This window comes from Phyllobacterium sp. A18/5-2, from assembly GCF_025452215.1.
Classification (GTDB): domain Bacteria; phylum Pseudomonadota; class Alphaproteobacteria; order Rhizobiales; family Rhizobiaceae; genus Phyllobacterium; species Phyllobacterium sophorae.
On sequence record NZ_CP104966.1, the window covers coordinates 3,136,377 to 3,158,941 of the forward strand.

21 protein-coding genes and 3 pseudogenes are annotated in these 22,565 nt (G+C 54.6%); 18 read left to right on the top strand and 6 right to left on the bottom strand.

Translation table 11 applies throughout. From position 1 onward, the window contains the following. The first annotated feature begins 138 nt into the window (after positions 1-138). A complete protein-coding gene (locus tag N8E89_RS15590; protein ID WP_262260454.1) occupies positions 139-1,665 on the top strand; it encodes a nucleobase:cation symporter-2 family protein in 1,527 nt (508 codons plus the stop codon). A 112-nt stretch (positions 1,666-1,777) separates the two neighbouring features. Next, positions 1,778-2,215: a DUF1489 family protein gene (locus tag N8E89_RS15595; RefSeq protein ID WP_106665262.1), complete on the top strand. Its 438-nt coding sequence runs from the start codon at positions 1,778-1,780 to the stop codon at positions 2,213-2,215. 9 nt (positions 2,216-2,224) lie between these two features. Here N8E89_RS15595 and N8E89_RS15600 read toward each other — a convergent pair whose 3' ends face one another. Then, the gene (locus N8E89_RS15600) at positions 2,225-2,494 is read right to left on the bottom strand and encodes a hypothetical protein (protein WP_106665145.1); all 270 of its coding nucleotides are present in this window, start codon (positions 2,492-2,494) and stop codon (positions 2,225-2,227) included. 47 nt (positions 2,495-2,541) lie between these two features. Continuing rightward, a complete protein-coding gene (locus tag N8E89_RS15605; RefSeq protein ID WP_410010382.1) occupies positions 2,542-3,864 on the bottom strand; it encodes an SPOR domain-containing protein in 1,323 nt (440 codons plus the stop codon). A gap of 286 nt (positions 3,865-4,150) precedes the next feature. On the opposite strand from N8E89_RS15605, the gene N8E89_RS15610 reads away from it, so the two are divergent. The 6 genes and pseudogenes from N8E89_RS15610 (at position 4,151) to N8E89_RS15635 (ending at position 9,678) form a co-directional block, all read left to right on the top strand. Further along, a complete protein-coding gene (locus N8E89_RS15610; RefSeq protein ID WP_106665146.1) occupies positions 4,151-4,483 on the top strand; it encodes a phasin family protein in 333 nt (110 codons plus the stop codon). Between the two features lie 197 nt (positions 4,484-4,680). Then, positions 4,681-5,034 (top strand): ATP-dependent Clp protease adapter ClpS, encoded by a 354-nt coding sequence (clpS, locus tag N8E89_RS15615; protein WP_106665264.1) that lies wholly within the window; start codon positions 4,681-4,683, stop codon positions 5,032-5,034. A 6-nt stretch (positions 5,035-5,040) separates the two neighbouring features. Then, on the top strand, positions 5,041-7,509 hold the full coding sequence (gene clpA, locus N8E89_RS15620; RefSeq protein WP_113172958.1) for an ATP-dependent Clp protease ATP-binding subunit ClpA: 2,469 nt from the start codon (positions 5,041-5,043) through the stop codon (positions 7,507-7,509). 69 nt (positions 7,510-7,578) lie between these two features. Then, entirely contained in the window at positions 7,579-8,340 is a 762-nt protein-coding gene (locus N8E89_RS15625; protein ID WP_113173009.1) for an AzlC family ABC transporter permease, read from the top strand. Next, a pseudogene (locus N8E89_RS15630) lies at positions 8,337-8,685 on the top strand (AzlD domain-containing protein). Before N8E89_RS15625 ends, N8E89_RS15630 begins: the two are co-directional and overlap by 4 nt. A 117-nt stretch (positions 8,686-8,802) precedes the next feature. After that, positions 8,803-9,678: a phosphatase PAP2 family protein gene (locus N8E89_RS15635; RefSeq protein WP_262261928.1), complete on the top strand. Its 876-nt coding sequence runs from the start codon at positions 8,803-8,805 to the stop codon at positions 9,676-9,678. A 1-nt stretch (position 9,679) separates the two neighbouring features. Here the strand turns inward: N8E89_RS15635 and N8E89_RS15640 are convergent. The 4 genes and pseudogenes from N8E89_RS15640 to N8E89_RS15655 all read right to left on the bottom strand — a co-directional run bounded on the left by N8E89_RS15640 (position 9,680) and on the right by N8E89_RS15655 (position 12,681). Then, positions 9,680-10,110 (bottom strand): annotated as a pseudogene (locus tag N8E89_RS15640) (HIT family protein). Positions 10,111-10,193: 83 nt separating this feature from the next. Continuing rightward, positions 10,194-11,378, bottom strand: coding sequence for a GNAT family N-acetyltransferase (locus tag N8E89_RS15645; protein ID WP_262260456.1), 1,185 nt, complete (start codon positions 11,376-11,378; stop codon positions 10,194-10,196). A gap of 116 nt (positions 11,379-11,494) precedes the next feature. Then, positions 11,495-12,214 carry a glycerophosphodiester phosphodiesterase gene (locus N8E89_RS15650; RefSeq protein WP_262260457.1) on the bottom strand — a complete coding sequence of 240 codons (720 nt, stop codon included), beginning with the start codon at positions 12,212-12,214 and terminating at the stop codon, positions 11,495-11,497. 2 nt (positions 12,215-12,216) lie between these two features. Then, entirely contained in the window at positions 12,217-12,681 is a 465-nt protein-coding gene (locus tag N8E89_RS15655; RefSeq protein ID WP_106665153.1) for a RidA family protein, read from the bottom strand. A 240-nt stretch (positions 12,682-12,921) separates the two neighbouring features. Between N8E89_RS15655 and N8E89_RS29000 the strand changes: the two genes are divergently transcribed. The 10 genes and pseudogenes from N8E89_RS29000 (at position 12,922) to bamA (ending at position 22,564) form a co-directional block, all read left to right on the top strand. Next, entirely contained in the window at positions 12,922-13,140 is a 219-nt protein-coding gene (locus tag N8E89_RS29000; RefSeq protein ID WP_315975689.1) for an EipB family protein, read from the top strand. A 7-nt stretch (positions 13,141-13,147) separates the two neighbouring features. Continuing rightward, positions 13,148-13,627: an EipB family protein gene (locus N8E89_RS29005; RefSeq protein ID WP_315975690.1), complete on the top strand. Its 480-nt coding sequence runs from the start codon at positions 13,148-13,150 to the stop codon at positions 13,625-13,627. Between the two features lie 198 nt (positions 13,628-13,825). Beyond that, positions 13,826-14,620 carry a 30S ribosomal protein S2 gene (gene rpsB, locus N8E89_RS15665; protein ID WP_106665155.1) on the top strand — a complete coding sequence of 265 codons (795 nt, stop codon included), beginning with the start codon at positions 13,826-13,828 and terminating at the stop codon, positions 14,618-14,620. 117 nt (positions 14,621-14,737) lie between these two features. Next, the gene (gene tsf, locus N8E89_RS15670) at positions 14,738-15,661 is read left to right on the top strand and encodes a translation elongation factor Ts (RefSeq protein ID WP_106665156.1); all 924 of its coding nucleotides are present in this window, start codon (positions 14,738-14,740) and stop codon (positions 15,659-15,661) included. Positions 15,662-15,749: 88 nt separating this feature from the next. Then, on the top strand, positions 15,750-16,472 hold the full coding sequence (pyrH, locus tag N8E89_RS15675) for a UMP kinase (protein WP_262260458.1): 723 nt from the start codon (positions 15,750-15,752) through the stop codon (positions 16,470-16,472). Between the two features lie 45 nt (positions 16,473-16,517). Then, positions 16,518-17,078, top strand: a complete 561-nt coding sequence (gene frr, locus N8E89_RS15680) for a ribosome recycling factor (RefSeq protein ID WP_106665158.1) — start codon at positions 16,518-16,520, stop codon at positions 17,076-17,078. A gap of 43 nt (positions 17,079-17,121) precedes the next feature. Beyond that, complete coding sequence (locus tag N8E89_RS15685; protein ID WP_106665159.1) at positions 17,122-17,841, top strand: isoprenyl transferase; 720 nt, start codon at positions 17,122-17,124, stop codon at positions 17,839-17,841. Continuing rightward, positions 17,838-18,665: pseudogene (locus N8E89_RS15690) on the top strand (phosphatidate cytidylyltransferase). Before N8E89_RS15685 ends, N8E89_RS15690 begins: the two are co-directional and overlap by 4 nt. A 68-nt stretch (positions 18,666-18,733) precedes the next feature. After that, entirely contained in the window at positions 18,734-19,861 is a 1,128-nt protein-coding gene (gene rseP / locus N8E89_RS15695) for an RIP metalloprotease RseP (protein WP_262261929.1), read from the top strand. Between the two features lie 333 nt (positions 19,862-20,194). Next, positions 20,195-22,564, top strand: coding sequence for an outer membrane protein assembly factor BamA (gene bamA / locus N8E89_RS15700; RefSeq protein ID WP_106665162.1), 2,370 nt, complete (start codon positions 20,195-20,197; stop codon positions 22,562-22,564). The last annotated feature ends 1 nt before the right edge of the window (position 22,565 follow it).

Sequence of the window (22,565 nt, forward strand, 5' to 3'; positions counted from 1 at the left end):
CCGGCCAATACCTGCGTCCTGCCGGAAACAGTTTCAATAAATCAAATACAGTCAGCGCCCAAAAAGCTGCCATAGTTTCCTCCCGCCTGATCAGCAAAATCTGGTTGGGCTGCATAAAGGTATTGGGAGGACACTACCTTGGCATCAAACTCAATTGCGAAATCGTTACAACAGCGACCGGAAGACGAAAATCTAGGCATCGGAGCCAACCTGGCTTATGGACTGCAACACGTGTTGACGATGTATGGGGGGATCATAGCAGTTCCGCTCATCCTCGGTCAGGCTGCGGGCTTGTCATCGAGCGAAATCGGCTTGTTGATCACCGCGTCTCTTTTTGCTGGCGGCTTGGCCACAATCCTGCAAACGATCGGTTTGCCCTTCTTTGGCTGTCAATTGCCGCTGGTTCAAGGCGTTTCATTCTCCGGAGTGGCGACGATGGTGGCTATTTCCGGGAACGGAGGGATGGAGTCGGTGCTGGGAGCCGTTATGGCTGCCTCGCTCATAGGGCTGCTGATTACTCCGGTATTTTCCCGGATCACGAGATTTTTTCCACCACTGGTCACAGGAATCGTGATCACCACGATCGGCTTGACCTTGATGCCGGTTGCTGCCCGCTGGGCCATGGGTGGAAACAGCAATGCACCCGGCTTTGGCAGCATGGCTAATATCGGCCTGGCTGCTACGACTCTTGTCATCGTGCTCTTGCTGAGCAAGGTCGGGAGCGCGACTGTTTCGAGGCTCTCAATTCTCTTGGCGATGATAATCGGAACAGTCCTTGCCCTTTGCCTTGGGATGACAGATTTCTCGAAGGTGGGTGAAGGGGCATTTCTGGCGCTGCCGTCATTATTTCATTTTGGCTATCCCTCGTTTCAAATCGCAGCAATTGTCTCAATGTTCATCGTGATCATGGTGACCTTGGTGGAAACGTCAGCGGATATTTTAGCGGTGGGTGAAATCATCGAAACCAAGGTGGACTCGCGCCGGCTCGGCGATGGTTTGCGCGCGGATATGCTTTCAAGTCTGATTGCACCAATCTTCGGCTCCTTCACCCAAAGTGCATTTGCCCAGAATGTCGGCCTGGTTGCTGTAACGGGGATAAAGAGCCGGTATGTGGTGGCAACTGGCGGTCTAGTTCTGGTGACGCTGGGTCTGTTGCCAGTCATGGGCAGGATCGTTGCCGCGGTCCCGAGCGCTGTTTTGGGTGGTGCTGGTATTGTTCTGTTTGGCACGGTCGCTGCGAGCGGCATACGGACGTTGTCGAAGGTGGACTACCGAAACAACATGAACCTGATTATCGTAGCAACCTCTATCGGGTTCGGCATGATACCGATCGCATCACCCAGCTTCTACGATCAGTTCCCCACGTGGTTTGCGACGATCTTCCATTCCGGCATCAGCTCGGCGGCCATTATGGCAATTGCGCTCAACCTGGTGTTCAACCACCTGACTGCAGGCAACTCCGATCAACAGTCGGTTTTTGTTGCCGGCACGGAGCGTACCCTGCGGTATCAAGACGTTGCCTTGCTACATGACGGAGACTATTTCCTCAACGGGAAGCTTTATGACAAGAATGGCGTTGAAGTGCCGATTGTCGCGCCGGAATTCCATTCGGTGGTGACCAAACGCCACTTGGGGGAAACAGCACTCCCGGCCACGACAAGTTAACTGGCTGAAAGGCTGCCGTCAGGAGCGGCGGCGGAGTGCCGCTCCCAATGGCTTTGTGGAGAAGTCGCGGGTTATGGTTGACGTCTCAACCCGAAAGCGTAAATGCTTTGGAATGGCTCTCAATCTGGTAAAACTCTGTGTCGGCTGCACCGCAATTGAAGATTTGGCGGCATGGATCGATTTTCGCCTTGAAGAGCGTAGAAGGGCCGGCCTGTCGGCCGAACAGTTTCATACGACGCGCATGGTACCGAAGCGCGTTGAGGAACTACTTGATGGCGGATCGTTGTATTGGGTCATCAAGGGCAACATCCAATGCCGGCAGCGATTGACCGATATCAGGACCTTTACTGACGATGAAGGGATTTCGCGGTGCCATCTGGTGCTCGAGCCGCGGATCATTCCAACAGAGTGGCAGCCGCGTCGGGCATTTCAGGGATGGCGCTACCTGACAAGCGACGATGCTCCGATCGATGAAGGGCAGGGCAAGGCGGGGCGAGCAAAACTACCGCCAGAACTGCGCAACGAACTCGCATCCTTGGGCCTGCTTTAGGGGCAGCAATCAGGAAATTCGCAGTCTCACCGCCGAAACGCCGTTGCGGCTTTCGGAGCGTATGCGCAGCCGGGCCGGCGGCATGGCAGCACGCCGTGTCCTTGCGGCCTGGCAAAGCAGTACATTCACAATATCCATAGTCTTGAAAGCTGCATTGCCGTGGCGCAAATCAGCCAGGCGCAAAGCAGCCTGCTGCAATACTTGCATACCACCGAATAGCGGCTTTGTTTCTCTGTTCATGTGGCCCGTTGGGCCATGCATATCGGTTATACTGGACATTCGCAAAACCCTTTACGCTATACAATCGGGGTCTTTCTGATCGTGTCTTACGATTGCGGCGCAATCGCAAAGCAGTTGAATTTCTGGCGCTTCAGTGCAGTGCATGCGTCGTTGGCGGCTTTGGCAGACGAGATTCCGGCAAAACGCGCGCGGTGGTAAGTAGTCGATCCTTTCTGAAATTTTTCCGTATAAGGCGACAGCGCGGCGATTGGATCACCTGTCTGCGCAGCGGCCTTGGCGAGCATCGCCTTGGCTTCTTCAGAGCTGCCGACAGAGGCAATTTGCACCATCCAGCCACCGGCTGAAGCGGATGCGGTTGTTACGGGATCGACATCCGCTGTGTCGCCTTCAGCTTCCTTGGGCGAGGGTGCAGGAACGGCGAGAACTTGCGCAACCGGCGAGGGTGCCGGAGCGGGTTCTGCATAAGCCGTAATTACATCTGCAGGTTGAGCCACAACCCGCTCGCGTTGAACTGGAACAGGAATGTCTGCACTCTCTGGCAGTTCGAGCGCTGCTACGTTGACCTTGCTATTCTTACGCGAGGCAATGAGATTGCCGCCATCGCGACGTGACGCCGCCGGGAGATATTGTTCGATCAGCCTCGCCATTTGCGCGTCGCGCGAGCCACCGCTTGTTCCGCCCATCACGACTGCAACAAGTTTCTTGCCGTCCACACTAACTGAACTCACCAGGTTGAAGCCCGAGGCGCGAGTATAACCTGTCTTGATGCCGTCAACGCCGCGCACCTTGCCGAGGAGGCGATTGTGACCAACAATACGGCGACCGCGATAGCTGAAACTGCGGGTCGAGAAATAGTCATAATACTGCGGAAAATGCTCGCGAAGTGCGATGCCGAGCATCGCCAGGTCGCGCGCTGAGGACCGCTGCTGCGGGTCTGGCAACCCATTGGCATTGCGGAACTGGGTGTTGCGCATTCCAAGCTGCCGGGCCTTGTTGGTCATCATGACCGCGAACCGCTGTTCCGATCCGCCAAGATATTCGGCAATCGCGGTTGCTGAGTCGTTCGCCGATTTGGTAATCAGCGAGAGGATTGCAGCCTCCGCGCTGATGGATTGCCCCGGGCGAAATCCGATCTTCGTCGGCGGCTGGCTTGCTGCGTATGCGGAAACTGGAATGGGTGTGGACTTGGAAACCTTACCCGCCGCCATTGCATCAAACAGCATATACAGCGTCATCATTTTCGTCAGCGATGCAGGAAAGCGCTGTGCGTCTGCATTAGACGAATAGAGCGTCTTGCCGGTATTGGCATCGACCACAATGGCGGCAGCCCTTGTCTCGGCCACTGCCTCGGCAGTAGCGGAGAGGCTTATTCCCGAGACCATCGCCAAAGCAACGAATGCGTGAGCCATTTTCTTGATTAACGTGTAACTTTGGCGGGCCGGGTAAAGCACAATCAACACCTGCTCGATATGCGTGTAGGGAACTGAATTGACGATCTGAAGCACCAGAGCGAATTTCTGGACTTTATCCGTATCAGCGTTACCAAACTGTTTATGGTAACCGGGCCGTTCACGTTTTCCGTGGCTATTGGATTAATTTTTATGAAAATATTGCAGTGCACAATAAATTTGACATTTTGTGCAGTGCACACTACATCAGCCCCACCAGAAAATTAAACACGTGGAAGGATCCACCATGGCAACTCCATTCGAAACCCTGAATGATTCCAGCAAGGAATTCGTCAACAGCGCGATGAAGAGCGTTTCAGCTCTTTCGCAAGGGCTGCAGACCATCGCAAACGAAGCGGCAGACTACTCCAAGAAGTCTTTTGAGGAGGGTACCGCGTTGATCGAGAAGCTTGCTTCCACGAAGTCGCCCGAACAGGCATTCGAAACCCACAGCGTGTTTTCCAAGAAGGCTTATGAAAACTTTATCGCTCAGGCAACCAAGTTTGGCGAGCTCTATGCCGACTTGGCAAAAGAGGCATACAAGCCCTATGAAGCCGTCGTAGCGAAGGTTGCGAAGTAAGCGCAACGTTTCTATGAGCGCATTTAAAAGTCCGGTTGCCCGCGCAACCGGACTTTTTTTGTTCCGGGACGTCAATTCTGACTGTGCAACTGCAACTTGATATTGCAAGCTTTATGAGAGGGCTTAAAATTAGCCCGTAGCGACCTACATAGAATGCAGTGAGCGACATAACGATCAGGATGCGGGTATCGGATGAGATGAAGCGGTTGTCACCCATCATGCAAGACGAGGACAAGGGGAGCGGCAACGGGCCCGGCCGGGGTACGGCCGTGATAACCCGGACCAAACCCAAACTCAAAAAGCCGAGCCTTTATCGCGTGTTGCTTCTCAATGACGATTACACACCTATGGAATTCGTCATTCACGTTCTGGAGCGGTTTTTCCAGAAGAACAGAGAAGATGCTACACGCATCATGCTTCATGTGCATAATCATGGGGTCGGAGAATGTGGTGTCTTTACCTATGAGGTCGCGGAGTCCAAGATGACACAAGTCATGGACTATGCGCGGCAAAACCAACATCCGCTGCAATGCGTGATGGAGAAAAAGTGAGGTTTCATGCCATCTTTCTCACCTAGTCTGGAGCGGGCCCTCCATCAGGCGCTGACAATTGCGAACGAGCATCATCACGAATATGCAACGCTTGAGCATTTGCTTCTTGCATTGATCGATGATCAGGACGCAAGCAGTGTCATGCGCGCCTGCAATGTGGATCTCGCGCAATTGACCCGCACCGTGACCGATTATGTCGATCATGAACTGGATAACCTCGTTACAGGCTATGATGAGGATTCGAAACCTACCGCAGCATTCCAGCGGGTCATTCAGCGTGCGGTAATTCATGTTCAGTCATCCAACCGCGAAGAGGTAACCGGGGCTAACGTCCTCGTGGCTATTTTTGCCGAGCGGGAGAGCCATGCGGCTTTCTTTCTCCAGGAACAGCAGATGACCCGTTACGATGCGGTCAATTATATTTCGCATGGCATCTCGAAACGCCCCGGTGCATCCGAGCCGCGCACACCGCTTGGTACCGAGAGCAATAATGAGGAGGGCCACGCTCCGGAGGCTGAAGAGGGCACCAAGAAGAAACAGGACGCGCTCACAGCCTATTGCAATAATCTCAATGATCGGGCCAAGGCAGGAAAAATCGATCCATTGATCGGTCGCGATCAGGAGATTAACCGCACGATCCAGATCCTTTGTCGCCGTTCGAAGAACAATCCGCTTTATGTTGGCGATCCGGGCGTCGGCAAAACTGCCATCGCTGAAGGTCTTGCAAAGCGCATTGTCGAGGGCAAGGTTCCGAATGTTCTCAGCGACGCCACGGTATTCTCGCTGGACATGGGTACGTTACTTGCCGGAACCCGCTATCGCGGTGACTTCGAGGAAAGACTGAAGCAGGTCATCAAGGAGCTCGAGGAGTTTCCCGGTGCAATCCTGTTCATTGACGAGATTCACACGATCATCGGCGCAGGCGCCACGTCCGGCGGCGCGATGGACGCATCGAACCTCCTGAAGCCTGCTCTTTCTTCAGGGGCAATTCGGTGCATTGGATCAACAACTTACAAAGAGTTCCGGCAGTTCTTTGAAAAGGACAGGGCGCTTGTACGCCGCTTCCAGAAGATCGATGTCAATGAACCGTCGATCCCGGATGCAATTGAGATCATGAAAGGACTGCGGCCGTATTTCGAAGACTTCCACAAGGTCAAATACACGGTGGAAGCGATTAAATCGGCGGTGGAGCTATCGGCCCGTTACATCAATGATCGCAAATTGCCCGATAAGGCAATCGATGTGATCGACGAGACCGGTGCCAGCCAGATGTTGCTGCCGGAGTCGAAACGCAAGAAGTCAATCGGGGTGAAGGAAATCGAGGCGACGATCGCGACGATGGCCCGCATTCCGCCCAAGAGTGTGTCGAAAGATGACGAAGCGGTGCTGTCCAATCTCGAGGCAGAACTGAAGCGCGTCGTCTACGGTCAGGATCTTGCCATCGAAGCACTGTCTTCATCGATAAAGCTGGCGCGGGCTGGCTTGCGGGAACCGGAAAAGCCGATCGGTTCCTATCTGTTCTCCGGTCCGACCGGTGTCGGAAAGACAGAAGTCGCCAAGCAACTGGCTTTGTCGCTCGGCGTGGAACTCCTGCGTTTCGACATGTCGGAATATATGGAACGCCATACGGTTTCGCGTTTGCTTGGTGCGCCTCCTGGCTACGTCGGATTCGATCAGGGCGGTTTGTTGACCGATGGCGTCGATCAGCATCCGCATTGCGTATTGCTGCTGGATGAAATCGAGAAGGCACATCCGGACCTGTTCAACATCCTTCTGCAGGTCATGGATCATGGCAAGCTGACGGATCACAACGGCAAGCAGATCGACTTCCGCAATGTCATACTGATCATGACAACCAATGCCGGTGCTTCGGACATGGCAAGGGCTGCAATCGGTTTCGGCTCGTCCAGGCGTGAAGGCGATGACATGGAGGCGATCAACCGGTTGTTCACACCCGAATTCCGCAACCGGCTCGACGCGATCATTCCCTTCGGCGCACTGCCGGTTCCGGTTATCCATCAGGTGGTGCAGAAATTCGTTATCCAGCTGGAGGCACAGCTTGCCGATCGCGGCGTGACGTTCGACCTGCAGCAGGATGCGATCGCATGGTTGGCTGAAAAGGGTTATGACGACCGGATGGGCGCTCGTCCGCTGGCTCGCGTTATTCAGGAGCATATCAAGAAGCCGTTGGCCGATGAGGTGCTGTTCGGCAAGCTGAAGAAGGGCGGGACCGTGCGTGTATCGGTTGCGCCTAAGCCGGATGGATCGCAGGGCCTCGTTCTGGACTACATTGCCGACGAAGTGGTGGTGAAGCCGAAAAAGGAAATTCCGGTCGACAAAAAGCCGGTCGTGAGAAAAAAGCCAGCGCCAAAGAAGCCGGCCCTCGAAAAGGCGGGAGCCGGATTTGCGATAAGCGGAACGGTAGCGCAGCCATCGCGCAAGGCTTCCGTGCCCAAAGTGCCGCGCAAGAAATAGTCACAAAAGGCCGCCATTTGGGCGGCCTTTTTCTTGCTGGCATCAATTCTTATGTTTATCGCTGGATGCATGACCGATTCTGAATTGCCCTCTCACCAGGCGGAAGTCGAAGACCCGAGGACAGGTTTTTCGTGGTTCTTGTCGGGTGCATCACTGGTCTTCAGCGTTCCGGCCTTAATCCTCATGACGGCACATGTAGGGTTTGCCGGGTTTGCCAGTGAAAACGGCGTGTCGCTCTTTCAGGCAACCTTCATGGTCGCCGCGATCTGGGCTCTGCCTGCCAATATCGTGTTGATTGGCGCGATTTCGGGCGGCTATTCCTTGCTTGGTGCGGCAATTGCCGTGGCTCTGTCTTCGATACGTCTAATGCCGATGGTTGCGGCCTTTGTGCCAGAAATGCGCGGATCAAGAACACGAAAACTCACACTGCTGTTTCTTTCGCATTTTATTGCCGTGACGGCATGGGTGATCGGCATGGAACGCCTGCAACATGTTCCGCGCAACATGCGTACGAGCTATTTTGCCGGTTTAGGCATGACGTTGACGATCACAAATACGCTCGTTGTGGCAATTGTGTATTTTCTTTCCGCCGATTTCCCGCCCATCGTCTTTGCTGCACTGTTTTTTCTCACGCCAATGTACTTTCTGGCTTCGCTCTGGGGTTCGGCGCGTGATCACTCGATCCATGTTGCCATGATCTCAGGGTTGCTTCTCTTTCCACTGATCCATCTTTTTGCACCTGCCTATGATTTGCTGTTGACCGGCCTTGCCGGAGGGGCAGTCACCATGGGGTATGTGCGGTGGCTCCCGAAAAAGAGCGAGGGACGATGACCTGGGCCAGCCTGACCGATTGGTGGTGGCCCTACCTGTTTATTCTGCTGGCGGGCTGGCTGCCAACAGACATCTGGCGATTCATAGGTGTATTGATTGGCGGCCGCGTACGCGAAGATTCCTGAGGCGCTCGTTATTGTGCGGGCTGTCGCTACCGCGCTTGTCGCCGGTGTCATCGCCCAATTGATCCTCTACCCAAGCGGCTCCTTGGCGGAATCATCAGTTTTCCTGCGAGTTGGCGCCGCAGCGGCGGGCTTCGCGGCCTACCTCTATCTCGGCAGGCGCATTATTGTCAGTGTCATCGTCGCCGAAATCATACTAATTATGGGACTGTTGCTGTCGTGAATTTCGGTAGTCCCGATTCAGGCATCTTTAAGCGGACGCAAGGTATGTTCGAGCCAAACTAGGGTTTGAACGATGATCCTCCACCCCGCAGAAAAAATCTGTGCCACTGTCATTGTGGTGCTCTTCTTGCTCGATGCGATCCTGATCCAGATCAAGGGGGTGGGCGTCGATTGGACAGGCTATGGGGTAACGTGCGCAATCGGGATTGGCGCCATTGCGATTGGCCAGCTCTACCGCACAATGCGTCTGGAAGAAAAAATTGCGCTGGCGACAACAGCGTCCGGGCTGTTCATTCTCTTCACAATCTCCTGCTCGATCTTCAACTATCTGCTTTTGCCCGTTGGCGATCGCCGGATTGATCCGTTTTTGATCAAATTAGACGCCATGCTTCACTATTCGTGGCCGGAGGCGGTTGTCTACGTGGCGTCCCTGCCGTGGCTCGCAAGCCTCCTGCGCTTCATCTATATGAGTTCATTGCCGCAACTCATTGTCATTCTTATCATTCTCGGGTTTTTGGGCCAACGGGAGCGTCTGCACCAGTTTCTATTAACCGGCGTTTTCGGAGCTTTAATGGCCATTGCGTTCTGGGCTGTCTTCCCAAGCTCGGGTCCCTCGGCCTTCGAAATTCTCCCTGCAGAGGTTGCTCGTTCATTTGTCGTCGGCGCGGCATATGGGACCGAACTCAATCGTCTTGCCCTGGATGGCCCGTCGTTTCTTTCGCCGAAGGATGCACTCGGGTTGATCGCGTTTCCGTCGTTTCACACAGTAATGGCATGTATGGCGGTTTGGTTCATGGCTCAAACAAAGCGCGTTTTTCCACTGTTTCTCATCGTCAACATCCTGATGCTGCCCGCCATTCTTGTGCATGGCGGGCACCATCTAGTTGATGTTTTTGCCGGATTTATTGTTTTTGGCTTAGCTCTCATGGCGACCAGAATGTTACCTGTTTCCACTTCACGCCTGGAACAGGAAGCCACAGTTCGGGTGCCGTAGTTCAGGTTTTGAGTAGGACCTGCCTGATTTTTTCGGCATTGGCGGCAAGCACGCCTTGATCTTCCATCTGTCCGGTATGGGGCTTGAGTGCGACACCGTCAAAACGCGGAATAATGTGAAAATGCAGGTGGAAAACCGTCTGTCCGGCAGCGGGCTCGTTATATTGCATAACTGTAACCCCATCGGCGTCGAAAGCCGTCTTGACTGCGCGCGCGAGCTTCTGGGTCGTGGCAATCACGGCCGCGAGGCTGTCTGGCGCGACATCGAGGATGTTGCGGAATGGAGTTTTGGTTATTGCAAGGCAATGACCTTTTCCTTGTGGCATGACATCCATGAATGCAAAAGTATCCGCGTCCTCATAGAGCTTGTGCGAGGGATCTCTCCGCGCAGAATCTTCGCGAATACATTGTTGTCGTCGTAGGGCTGGCTCATATGGCACCTGTGGCTTTCCGGAAATGAATACAATGTTCGTCACAGCGGGCTTGGCAGTCAAGATCGCCATCTTAAATGACCGGCTAGTGATCCGACTTCCTGAATGGAGTGTGTTCGCCCAGTACATCACTCATCAGCGCCACGTCGCGGCGCTCGTGGATCAGAAAGTCATTGATCGCGCGCCGCAGGCCCTCATGGGCGATATAGTGGACCGAATGGGTTGTAACCGGCAGATAGCCTCGGGCCAACTTGTGTTCGCCCTGGGCCCCGGCCTCGACAATATGCAGTTTTCGCTCGATGGCGAAATCGATCGCCTGATGATAGCAGACCTCGAAATGCAGAAAGCGGTGATCCTCGATACACCCCCAGTGTCTGCCGAAGAGCCGGTCGGAACCAATAAAGTTGATTGCTCCTGCGATGTAGCGCCCGCCACGCCGCGCCATTACCAGCATGATGTCGTCAGGCATACGTTCACCGATCAAAGCGTAAAACTTGCGGTTGAGATATGGCCGGCCCCATTTACGGCTACCCGTATCCATATAGAAGGTAAAGAAGTCGTCCCAGATCCGTTGAGTGATTTGACTGCCCGTCAGCCGGTCGATGCTGATGTCATCAGCAACCGCTTCCCGCCGCTCACGTCGGAGTGCCTTGCGTTTGCGTGAAGCGAGCGTCTCAAGAAAATCGTCGTAGCTTCCATATCCCTCATTGAAGAAATGAAACTGCTGATCAATGCGGTGGAGAAATCCTGACCCGGTGAAGGCCGGTAGGTCGTCTTCATTTACAAAGGTTGAGTGTGCCGACGAGACTCCGGTTTGATCGGTCAATTGCCGCAATCCATTGGCAAGTGCAACACGGACGGCGCCGGAGTTCCAGTTCCGGTCCACCAGCAGGCGGGGCCCGGTAGCGGGAGTGAAGGGAATGCTGGCCTGCAATTTCGGGTAGTAGCGCCCGCCAGCGCGCTCGTATGCATCAGCCCAGCCATGGTCGAAGACATATTCGCCCTGACTGTGACTTTTCAGATAGCACGGTATAGCTCCAATCAAAGTGCCACTGTCATCTTCAAGCCGCAGAAATTGCGGGAGCCAGCCGGCATTGCGAGCGACACAGCCAGAGTCTTCAAGCGACGACAAAAAGGCGTGCGACAGGAAGGGGTTGTAATCGGCGGCGTCGCGAGACGCCCCGGAGAGGCCCGCCCATTCCTCTTGAGTGAATGCACCAATGCCGTCGCAAACACGCAAGGTGAAATCGCCGCGATGAAGATTTTCCATGTTTGAAATTGACTTCCTGGCTGTGTCGGCAGGATGAAGATCAGCCTCGCTGCCTTGTGTTTAAGCTAGGCATTCCGCCCGGCGATACAAGAGGCAGCTTGGCAGGGTCTCAGGCATTAGGCGTTCCGCGGATCAAAGCCCTCAAAGGTAATCTGATCGACAAGAGCATCGCTTGCTGTCTTGTCGGCCAGATTTCTCACGGTCCACGAGATGACAGGCAGTCCGAGCCTCGCACGCACAAATTCGACAAAACGGTTTTCGAGATGATGCACATTGTAGGAGACAAAATCGATATTGTGGGCGAGCATCGAGAAATGCGCCTCAAGCTCCCGATCGAGCAGGCCCTCGGCCGTCAAGCCTGCTGGTATGCCGGGCGCGTCCTTGCCAAAAAGCCGGATCAAATGATGGTCAAAGGACATGATGGCAGCTAAACCGGCGTACTCTTTGAGATCATTGGCAACAGCGCTGACTAGCCCGTCGTCCCGGCCGGGAATGCCTTTCAGCTCGACAACAATCGGGACGCGGCCGGCGATGAGTTCAAGGGATTCGGCCAGCGTCGGGACATGATCATTCGTTCCACCGACGCGCAACCTGCCAGCCTGTTCCGCCGTCAACGCATCAATATTCCCCTGGGTGCCAGTGACGCGGTCCAAAGTGCCGTCGTGAAACACAACCGCTTTGCCGTCGGCTGAGAGATGCACGTCGCATTCAATTGCAAAGCCAGCACTGGCGGCGGCTTCGAAAGCCGAGAGCGTGTTTTCCCAGCGTGCCCTGTTGAGATCATGCAAACCGCGATGCGCGATCGGAACTTTCTTTAACCAGTCAATCTTGGCCATATTCAACGAACCTCGATGATCGCTTCGATTTCAACCGGCGCATTGAGGGGCAGGGCGGCGGAGCCGACTGCAGAGCGCGCGTGACGGCCCGCATCCCCCAAGACGGCAACAAGTAGATCCGAAGCGCCGTTGGCAACCAGATGCTGTTCGGTAAAATCCGGTGTCGATGCGACAAACACGGTAATTTTTACGATACGCGTGATTTTCTCGAGGTCCCCCAGTGCTGCCTTTGCCTGCGCCAGTATATTGATCGCACAGGCTTTTGCCGCTTCCTTACCCTGTGCAACGTTGAGTTCAGCGCCCAGGAGCCCGTTGTGGACGAGTTTTCCGTCGGCCAGCGGCAATTGTCCGGATGTCAGGAGCAGTGACCCGGTCCGGGTGAATGGGACGTAGTTCGCGGCCGGCGCAGCTGCAACGGGAAGCGTAATGCCGAGTTCCTGGAGACGGGTTTCTATGGAGCTGCTCATGGGATCATTTTCCTTATGTTTCGGAATCGCAAGCGATTGTGAAAGAAGTTGCGATTTTTGCCTCGCTTCCGCCAAGAGTTTTTTTAATATGCGCATTCGAATATTGGAGAATCCTGTCTATGCGCGTTTTACCTGCCCTCGTTTTCAGTCTCGGTGCCTTGGGTCTGACTGGTTCAAATATGGCACACGCCGCTGGAACGGCGACAGCTTGTTCCGCACCGCGCAATCTATGATCTAAAGCTGGACAACGCACAGGATAGCAGCGGTATCACGGGCCTGACGGGCCGGATGGTCTATGAATTTAACGGATCTGATTGCGAAGGATATACGACGAATTTCCGCTTCGTGACCCGCGTTGACATGGAAGAGCAACCCCAGCGAGTAACAGATCAGCAAACGACGACATTCGAGATCGGGCGACGGCGGGAAGTTCCGCTTCGTCAACAAGACATTCGTTGATCAGAGCCTGACCAAGGAAGTTCGTGGCGATGCCGCATTGTTAAATGACAAGACGGAAATTTCATTGACGAAACCCGAAGCAACCAAGGAAAACCTTGAGTTGTCTCAATTCCCGACGCGGCACATGCAGCAATTGATCGAGAAAGCTCTCGCCGGCGAAGTCTTCTATCAGACGAAATTGTTCGATGGTTCGGAAGATGCCGATAAAATAATGGCGACGACGGTTGTTATCGGCAAATCTGCGGTTTCCGATTCAGACGAAGAAATTAGGAATATGGGCCCACTGGCAAAGGAGAGCACCTGGCCGGTCTCGATTGCCTATTTCGATGAAAGCGAGAAGTCCGAAGGGCTTCCGAGTTACCGGATCAATTTCAAGATGTATCGTAACGGTGTTACCCGCGATTTGAAAATGGACTATGGCGATTTCTCGATGACCGGAAAGCTCGTCAACTTGCAGCTGTTCGACATGCCCAAATGTAAGAAATAGGTGTGTACCCAAGGGCCAGGCGCGCGAAGACTGCCTTTTATCGCCTGTGCACTTGCGTTTGTCATGATTATCCGTTAACAGCCGCAGCATTCCACACACGGGGTTTGGGTTGATATCGGGAGAAATCCGATATGGCCTCCGGTGGCGGGTTTCCCGCCTCTTCTCCGTGGAGGTTAAACCGGAAAAGGAAAATAAGAGATGGCATTGCCTGATTTCAGCATGCGTCAGCTCCTTGAAGCTGGCGTTCACTTCGGCCACCAGACACATCGCTGGAACCCGAAAATGGCACCGTACATTTATGGTGACCGCAACAACATTCACATTCTCGATCTTGCCCAGACCGTTCCCCTGCTTCACACTGCGTTGAAGAAGGTTTCGGACACCGTTGCCCGGGGCGGCCGCGTTCTGTTCGTTGGAACCAAGCGTCAGGCTTCTGACATCATTGCCGATGCTGCAACCCGCTCGGCCCAGTACTACGTCAATGCGCGCTGGCTCGGCGGCATGATGACCAACTGGAAGACGATTTCGAATTCCATTCAGCGTCTGCGCAAGCTGGACGAGCTTCTTTCCGGCGAAGCACAGGGCTTCACGAAGAAGGAACGTTTGAACCTCGATCGCGAACGCGAGAAGCTCAACCGTGCCCTTGGCGGCATCAAGAACATGGGTTCGATTCCGGATCTCATCTTCATCATCGACACCAATAAGGAAGCGATCGCAATTCAGGAAGCCAAGCGTCTTGGTATTCCGGTTGTGGCCGTTATCGACAGCAATTGCGATCCTGACCAGATCGATTTCCCGATCCCGGGCAATGACGACGCGTCCCGTGCCATTTCGCTTTATTGCGATCTCGTTGCCAAGGCAGCGCTGGATGGCATTCTGCGTCAGCAGGGCTCGCTCGGCGTCGATGTCGGTGCCCAGGAAGAAGCTCCTGCCGAGCCGGCACTCGAAGCCCCGGCAGAGGCTCCTGCACAGGAAGGTGAAGCCTCTGCTTGAGGCTTCATACACCCGTCTTATCGGGTGATTAAAAACACAATGATTGGCGCATGACGCGCCGCAAAGTTGGCATGCTGGTTTCCCCAGTATGCCTTCGCTTTGAGAAGAGGCGACACAATGAGCATTTCTGCATCACAGGTAAAAGAACTTCGCGAAATTAGCGGCGCTGGCATGATGGACTGCAAGGCAGCCCTCACAGAAACCAATGGCGACATGGAAGCTGCTGTCGATTGGCTGCGCAAGAAGGGTATCTCCAAGGCTGACAAGAAGGCTGGCCGTACGGCTGCTGAAGGACTTGTCGGTGTTGCTTCCAATGGCACAAAATCCGTTGTGGTTGAAGTCAATTCGGAAACCGATTTCGTTGCCCGCAACGACGCGTTCCAGGATATCGTTCGCAATGTCGCCAACGTAGCATTGACCACCGATGGTTCCACTTCGGCTGTTGCCGCTGCGATCTATCCTTCTTCAGGCAAGTCCGTTGTTGACACTATCAAGGACGCCGTTGGTACGATTGGTGAGAACCTATCATTCCGCCGCTCGGCTGCTTTGACTGTGGGCCAGGGAGTTGTTGCGACTTACATCCACAACGGCGTTTCCGATGGTCTGGGGAAGCTCGGCGTGCTGGTTGCAATCGAAACGACGGGTAACGCGGACGCCGCACAGGCGTTCGGCCGTCAGGTGGCGATGCATGTTGCTGCGACGAACCCACTCGCATTGACTTCGGCCGAAGTTGACCCGGTCGCGGTTGAGCGTGAAAAGTCGATCTTTGCCGATCAGGCACGTCAGTCCGGTAAGCCAGAAAACATCATCGAGAAGATGGTCGATGGCCGCATGCGCAAGTTCTATGAAGAGGTGGTGCTTCTCTCACAGGCATTCGTCATCAATCCTGACTTGACAGTGGAAGCTGCGCTCAAGGAAGCAGAAAAGACGATCGGCGCACCGGCCAAGATCACTGCTTTTGTTCGTTTTGCTCTGGGCGAGGGGATCGAGCGGGAAGAAAGTGACTTTGCCGCCGAAGTTGCTGCGGCTGTGAAGAAGTAATCTTATACGACTGAAATCAAAGGGCATCGCGTGACAACGCGATGCCCTTCGTGTATCCGGAATTTGAAACGACTCTGAGGAAGGTCCCATGGCTGGTACGGCTGTCTATAAACGCGTTCTGCTTAAGGCCTCCGGCGAAGCTCTCATGGGCGATCAGGGTTTCGGTATTGACGTAGCGGTTGCCGATCGTATCGCCAGTGATATTGCCGAAGCACGTGCGCTCGGCGTCCAGGTGGGCGTCGTCATCGGCGGTGGTAATATCTTCCGTGGAGTTGCCGTGGCGTCCAAGGGTGGTGACCGGGTGACGGGCGATCACATGGGCATGCTTGCGACGGTGATCAATTCTCTTGCTCTGCGCACGTCGCTGGTGAAAATTGGCATCGACACCGTGGTTCTGTCGGCCGTTGCCATGCCTGAACTATGTGAAACTTTCTCGCAACGTCAGGCAACCGCTTACATGGACATTGGTAAGGTCGTGATTTTTGCTGGTGGTACCGGGAACCCATTCTTCACCACGGACTCGGCAGCGGCGCTACGCGCAGCGGAAATCGGTGCTGACGCGCTTTTCAAAGGCACCCAGGTAGACGGAATTTATTCCGCCGATCCGAAGAAAGACCCCAATGCGGTGCGGTTTGATCACCTGACCCATAAAGATGTGCTTGATCGCGGGCTCGCCGTGATGGATACAACAGCAGTTGCTCTTGCACGTGAGAACAATATCCCAATAATCGTCTATTCGATCCACGAAAAAGGTGGGTTTGCGGAAGTTTTGCAGGGTAAAGGACGCGCGACAGTCGTTTCTGACAGCTGATCTATCCTTGCCAGTCAACCCGCCTTGAATATAGGAGCATTGAGTATGAGTGACGCACTCGACCTGAACGATCTGAAGCGCCGCATGGACGGCGCCATACAGGCTCTGAGGCACGAACTTAATGGATTGCGCACCGGCCGCGCGTCCGCAAGCCTGCTGGAGCCGATTACGGTTGAAGCCTATGGTTCGCAAATGCCGCTCAATCAGGTCGCTAATATCACCGTGCCGGAATCGCGCATGCTTGCAGTCTCGGTCTGGGACAAGTCCATGGTTGGCAAAGTAGAGCGCGCAATTCGGGAATCCGGTCTGGGTCTCAATCCGATTACGGATGGCAATAATTTGCGCATCCCATTGCCGGAGCTAAACGAGCAACGCCGCAAGGAACTGGTAAAGATCGCGCATCAGTACGTTGAACATGCAAAAGTGGCAGCACGCCATGTTCGCCGCGACGGCATGGATGAGTTGAAGAAGCTCGAGAAGGATGGCGACATAAGCCAGGACGATAACCGTATCCTGTCTGACAAAGTCCAGAAACTGACCGACGACACCATCGCTGAAATGGACAAAGTTGTTGCCGTCAAAGAAGCGGAAATCATGCAGGTCTAAAGCCAGATACTGGCCCGTCCCATATCACTGGAGGTTGAATTCCATGTCCATTCCGCGCCACATTGCCATCATCATGGATGGAAATGGCCGTTGGGCAAAGGCGCGGGGACTGCCGCGTACCGCCGGTCACAAGGCCGGCGTTGAATCCCTGCGCGAGACAATTCGGGCGGCGGGCAAAATGGGTATCCCGTTTCTAACCCTCTTCGCATTTTCATCCGAGAACTGGTCGCGGCCGCGCTCAGAGGTTTCGGATCTGATGGGGCTGCTGAAGCTGTTTATCCGGCGCGACCTGGCGGACCTGCATCGGGAAAATGTCCGCGTTCGGATTATCGGTGAGCGTGAAGGGCTGGCAAAAGACATTCGCGGTCTTCTGAACGAAGCCGAGACGCTGACGAGGACGAATACTGGTCTCACCCTGGTCATTGCCTTCAACTACGGCTCACGCAACGAGATCACCCGGGCGGTACAGCGTTTGATGGCCGACGTAACGTCAGGCACTATCGCACCCGAGAATATCACCCCTGAGGCAATCACCTCGCGACTTGATACGGCCGATATTCCGGATCCGGACATGATAATCCGCACAAGCGGCGAAATGCGCCTTTCCAATTTTCTTCTTTGGCAAGCCGCATATTCGGAATTCATGTTCCTGCCATGCTATTGGCCCGATTTCCGGCCATCGCATTTGGCCGAGGCGATCGAGACATTTCAGTTGCGTGAGCGTCGGTTCGGCGGAGTGACAGCGCAGGATATTGCTCTGTGATCCAACCTGGAAGCGGTCTTTCCAATCTGCAGACACGCATTCTCAGCGCGATTGTTCTCATTGCCGTAGCTGTCGCCCTCACGTGGATTGGGGGCTTCGCCTTTGGGCTGCTGGCGTCGGCCATAGGCGTCAGTGTGTTCTATGAGTGGCAGCTGATCACCACCGCCCGTTCAACGCCCTTGACCCGCGGGTTGTCCTGGTCGTGCCTCATCGTTGTTTTGGCCGTGCTCCTCTTCACGCAACACATACTTCTGATGATCGGCATTCTGTTCGCCGGCGCCGCTCTGGTGGCAGGGCTGGGCGGACGTGAATCCGGCTACTGGCCAGCGTTCGGTCTGATTTATTCCGGCTTCCCATCCATCGCGCTAACGCTGTTGCGCGGAGATACGGGGATGGCTTCGCCGCGATTCTCTTTCTCTTCGCGGTCGTATGGGCCACCGACATATTTGCCTACTTCAATGGGCGCGCACTTGGCGGGCCGAAACTCGCGCCGCGCTTTTCGCCCAACAAGACTTGGTCTGGAGCAATCGGCGGCGCGGCCGCAGGTGTAGCAGCCGGGGTGGCTTGTGCGGCATTCATTACCCCGGCCGGTGGCGTACCCATTCCGCTTGTCGCACTTTTGCTGTCAGTCATCGCGCAGGTTGGTGATCTCGGCGAGATCCTGGGTTAAACGGAAATTTCACGTAAAAGACTCAAGCCAACTTATTCCTGGTCACGGTGGCGTGATGGACCGGGTCGACGGGCTTGTAGCTGCTGCGGCATTGCTATACGTCATCGGAGCCATTCTGATGACACCAGAAGCGCCCTACGACATTCTTTTCTAGACGGCTGAGCTTCCGGGGCCCCTATGGGTCGTTCGATGGTGTTAGGCCCGGAGGATAATTTGACGGATATGCTGCACACCCTGTTCGGTTCGCAAAGCGTGTTGATCGGCACGGTTTTGCCATTTCTTATCGTTCTGACCGTCGTGGTTTTTGTCCATGAGATGGGACACTACCTGGTGGGTCGCTGGTGCGGAATCGGGGTTAAAGCGTTTTCGGTCGGATTTGGTCCGGAGCTCATCGGGTTTAACGACCGGAGGGGCACGCGCTGGAAGCTTTCGGCGATCCCGCTCGGGGGGTACGTGAAATTCGCCGGCGACGAGGGTGTGACAAGTTCCACATCTTCGCCAACCGAGGCTATGAGTGCGGAAGAGCGTGCGGTTGCCTTCCATACGCAACCTGTCTGGAAACGCGCAGCAACGGTCTTTGCAGGACCAGCGTTCAACATACTTCTGACAATAGCTATTTTCTCAGTGTTTTTTGCTCTCTACGGCAAAATGGTCGCTGATCCGATGGTGGCTGAAGTTCGACCCGGCGGGCCAGCGGCGGTCGCCGGATTCCAGCCAGGTGATCGCTTTGTCAGTGTCGATGGCGACAAGGTTGAAACGTTCTCTGATGTCCAGCGTATCGTTTCTTCGAGAGCCGGCGATTCGCTGAATTTCGTCGTTCAGCGCAACGGACAGGAAATCAAGCTGTCCGCAACTCCCGAGCTCATCGAACAAAAAGATCCGCTGGGCAACACGGTAAAGATCGCCGTCATCGGTGTTGTGAACAATCAAGAACTCGGAAATTTTCGCCGCATTGAATACGGCCCTGTCGAATCAGTTGTTCAAGCCGTACGTGAAAGCGGATTTATTATCGCCCGCACGGGGCAGTTTTTCGGCCGGTTTTTCGCGGGTCGCGAAGACAAATGCCAATTGGGTGGTCCGGTCAAGATTGCGACGATGGCAGGCCAGGCGGCAAGTCAGGGGATCGATTGGTTGATTCAACTGACTGCAATGCTGTCCATCGGCATTGGTTTGCTCAATCTTTTCCCGTTACCGCCGCTTGATGGCGGCCATCTCATTTTCTATGCGGCGGAAGCTGTCATCGGCAGACCTGTCAAACCTGCGGTGCAGGAGATCTTCTTCCGTTTCGGGTTCCTGCTGGTGTTGGGCTTCATGGGATTTGTCGTATTCAACGACCTCTTCGCCTGCTAGCGCTCAGTTCCAAGCCGGAACCGGTTCTTCGGGCAGAAATCTGCACTGATTCAAAATGTTACCGCGTTCGATGCATGCTCAATCGGGCGGACGTACGCGGTAGCGAGAATATTAAACATTAGTGAAAATTAGAGGCGTGGGCTGGCAAAGCGATATGATCTGTTTACTATAAGCTTTGAATGGCGTGGCAGGGATGCCACGCTTTCGTGTGAAGTAAACAGTTTTTAACCGTAAGCCTTGCGTGTATGTAAAAACCGGCTATGACGGTGTGCGAGTAATGCTTAGTCCGGGATCTCGCCCGGGGACAACGAGAAACGAAGGTTCAGAAGGCCTATGGCGGCAAGTTCAAAATTCGTTGGTGCAGCGTCGGCGCTCGCCATATCAGCGGCTCTTGTGAGTTCCGGTGCAATCGTAACAACGGTAGCAGGGGTGACAGCAGCGCAGGCAGCAACAGTAAGCCGCATTGAAGTGCGTGGTAACACACGCGTGGATGCCCAGACGGTCCGCGACAACCTCGGGATTACGCCAGGAAAGCCCTTTTCCAATGCGGATATCGATGCAGCCACCAAACGCTTGTTCAACACCGGCCTGTTTGGTGATGTGCGCATCAGCCAGTCCGGCGGTACGTTGATCGTTCAGGTTTCTGAGCACCAGGTTGTCAATCAGGTGATCTTCCAGGGCAATAAGAAGATCAAGGATCCCGCGCTTCAGAACGCCGTGCAGTTGAAGCCGCGCGCTGCTTTTGATCAAGCCACGCTTGATTCCGATGTTGAGGCCGTCCGTGCGGCTTACGGCAATATCGGTCGCAGCGATGCAACAGTGACCGGTCGCACCATGGATCTGGGCGAGGGGCGCGTTAACGTCGTCTTCGATATCAATGAAGGCGACCGCACCAAGATTGCCAAGATTAATTTCGTCGGAAATCAGGCCTTCGGCAATCGCCGATTGAGTGATGTTATTTCGACCAAGCGTTCCAATCCTCTTTCCTGGCTGACCCGTAACGACGTCTACAGCGAAGATCGCTTGCGCGCTGATGAAGAGGCGCTGCGTCGGTTCTACTACAACAGGGGCTATGCGGATTTCAGGGTCGTGTCGTCGACTGCTGATCTCGATCCCGCAACAAACGATTATACGATCACCATCACCGTTGAAGAGGGTGAAAAGTATACGTTCGGCGGCGTTCAGATCGAAAGCTCTGTTGAGGGTGTTGATACTTCCCAGCTGAATGGTCTTGTCGAGACCAGGGAAGGCGCGACCTACAGCGCCAAGGAAGTCGAAGATTCAATTATCAAGGTTTCTGAGAAAGTTGCCGGTCAAGGCTATGCTTTTGCGAAGGTAGAGCCGCGCGGCGACCGCAATTTCGAGAATCATACTATTTCGGTCGTCTATGCGATTGATCAGGGGCCACGCGCCTATGTTGAGCGAATTGAAATTCGCGGTAACGAAAAGACCCGTGATTTCGTTATCCGCCGTGAATTCGATGTGAGCGAGGGTGACGCCTTCAATCAGGTGTTGATCCAGCGTGCCAAGCGCCGCCTCGAACGGCTGGATTTCTTCCAGACCGTCAATATTTCAACTGCGCCGGGTTCTCAGCCGGACCAGGTCGTCCTCGTCGTGGACGTTATCGAGAAGTCGACTGGTGAATTCTCGATCGGCGGTGGTTATACGACCGGCGGCGAAACTCCGGGACCAACCGTTGAAGGGTCGATTACCGAGCGCAACTTCCTTGGCCGTGGTCAATATGTGCGCCTTGCGGCGGGTGGTGGCCTCGATAACAACCGTTCCTACTCGCTCTCGTTCACCGAGCCTTATTTCCTTGGTCAGCGTATCTCCGCCGGCTTCGACATTTACAAGCGTCAGTCAGGTGTTAGCGACAAATACGAGACTGATTTGACAGGTGGAACGATTCGTTTCGGGCTGCCAATCACCGAAGCGTTGACTGCAAGCATCGCATACAACCTCACGCAGGAAGAGTATGACATCGATGACGAAGCAAAGCTTCCGAATGGCGAACCGGATCCTGCCGAAATCTCACAAGCGTATATTGATGCTGCCGAGGAGAGCCCGTGGATCAAGTCATCGGTCAGTTGGGGTCTGACCTACAATACGATCGATGACACAAAGAACCCGCACGATGGTCTCTTTGGCAAGTTTTTCCAGGAATATGCTGGTATCGGCGGTGATGCCAACTTCTTGAAGACGACCTTCAAGGGCCAGTATTACAAGACATTGTCCGAAGAGATGGACATTGTTGGTTTGATCGGCGTTGGTGCTGGTCATATCACCGGTTTCGGCGACGAAGATCTGCGCGTATTTGACTTGTTCAAGAACAATACGGAAATGATCCGCGGCTTCAGGTATGCCGGTATCGGTCCTCGCGATCTTAGCGTTGAAGATAGCAAGGGAAGCTTCCTCGGCGGTACGACCTACTTCAGTGCCTCGACAGAAGCGCAATTCCCGATGCCTGTAATTCCTGAAAGTCTTGGCATTCGCGGGGCATTTTTTGCGGACGCCGCGAGCCTGTTTGGAAACGATCTACCGGAAGCGTCCAACACAGATATGGAGTGGCGCATGTCGGTCGGCGCAAGTATCATGTGGGCATCACCGTTCGGACCCCTGCGCTTCGACTATGCTCAGCCAGTCGTGAAAGAAGACGGTGACCAGGTCCAGAATTTCAACTTCGGTATATCGAGCAAATTCTGAT

Bases quoted from the DNA above. Each gene is read 5' to 3' on its own strand.
- N8E89_RS15595 (WP_106665262.1), top strand. From the start codon at position 1,778: ATGGCTCTCAATCTGGTAAAACTCTGTGTCGGCTGCACCGCAATTGAA.
- N8E89_RS15600 (WP_106665145.1), bottom strand. From the start codon at position 2,494: ATGTCCAGTATAACCGATATGCATGGCCCAACGGGCCACATGAACAGA.
- N8E89_RS15605 (WP_410010382.1), bottom strand. From the start codon at position 3,864: ATGGCTCACGCATTCGTTGCTTTGGCGATGGTCTCGGGAATAAGCCTC.
- N8E89_RS15610 (WP_106665146.1), top strand. From the start codon at position 4,151: ATGGCAACTCCATTCGAAACCCTGAATGATTCCAGCAAGGAATTCGTC.
- clpS (WP_106665264.1), top strand. From the start codon at position 4,681: ATGAAGCGGTTGTCACCCATCATGCAAGACGAGGACAAGGGGAGCGGC.
- clpA (WP_113172958.1), top strand. From the start codon at position 5,041: ATGCCATCTTTCTCACCTAGTCTGGAGCGGGCCCTCCATCAGGCGCTG.
- N8E89_RS15625 (WP_113173009.1), top strand. From the start codon at position 7,579: ATGACCGATTCTGAATTGCCCTCTCACCAGGCGGAAGTCGAAGACCCG.
- N8E89_RS15645 (WP_262260456.1), bottom strand. From the start codon at position 11,378: ATGGAAAATCTTCATCGCGGCGATTTCACCTTGCGTGTTTGCGACGGC.
- N8E89_RS15650 (WP_262260457.1), bottom strand. From the start codon at position 12,214: ATGGCCAAGATTGACTGGTTAAAGAAAGTTCCGATCGCGCATCGCGGT.
- N8E89_RS15655 (WP_106665153.1), bottom strand. From the start codon at position 12,681: ATGAGCAGCTCCATAGAAACCCGTCTCCAGGAACTCGGCATTACGCTT.
- rpsB (WP_106665155.1), top strand. From the start codon at position 13,826: ATGGCATTGCCTGATTTCAGCATGCGTCAGCTCCTTGAAGCTGGCGTT.
- tsf (WP_106665156.1), top strand. From the start codon at position 14,738: ATGAGCATTTCTGCATCACAGGTAAAAGAACTTCGCGAAATTAGCGGC.
- pyrH (WP_262260458.1), top strand. From the start codon at position 15,750: ATGGCTGGTACGGCTGTCTATAAACGCGTTCTGCTTAAGGCCTCCGGC.
- frr (WP_106665158.1), top strand. From the start codon at position 16,518: ATGAGTGACGCACTCGACCTGAACGATCTGAAGCGCCGCATGGACGGC.
- N8E89_RS15685 (WP_106665159.1), top strand. From the start codon at position 17,122: ATGTCCATTCCGCGCCACATTGCCATCATCATGGATGGAAATGGCCGT.
- rseP (WP_262261929.1), top strand. From the start codon at position 18,734: ATGCTGCACACCCTGTTCGGTTCGCAAAGCGTGTTGATCGGCACGGTT.
- bamA (WP_106665162.1), top strand. From the start codon at position 20,195: ATGGCGGCAAGTTCAAAATTCGTTGGTGCAGCGTCGGCGCTCGCCATA.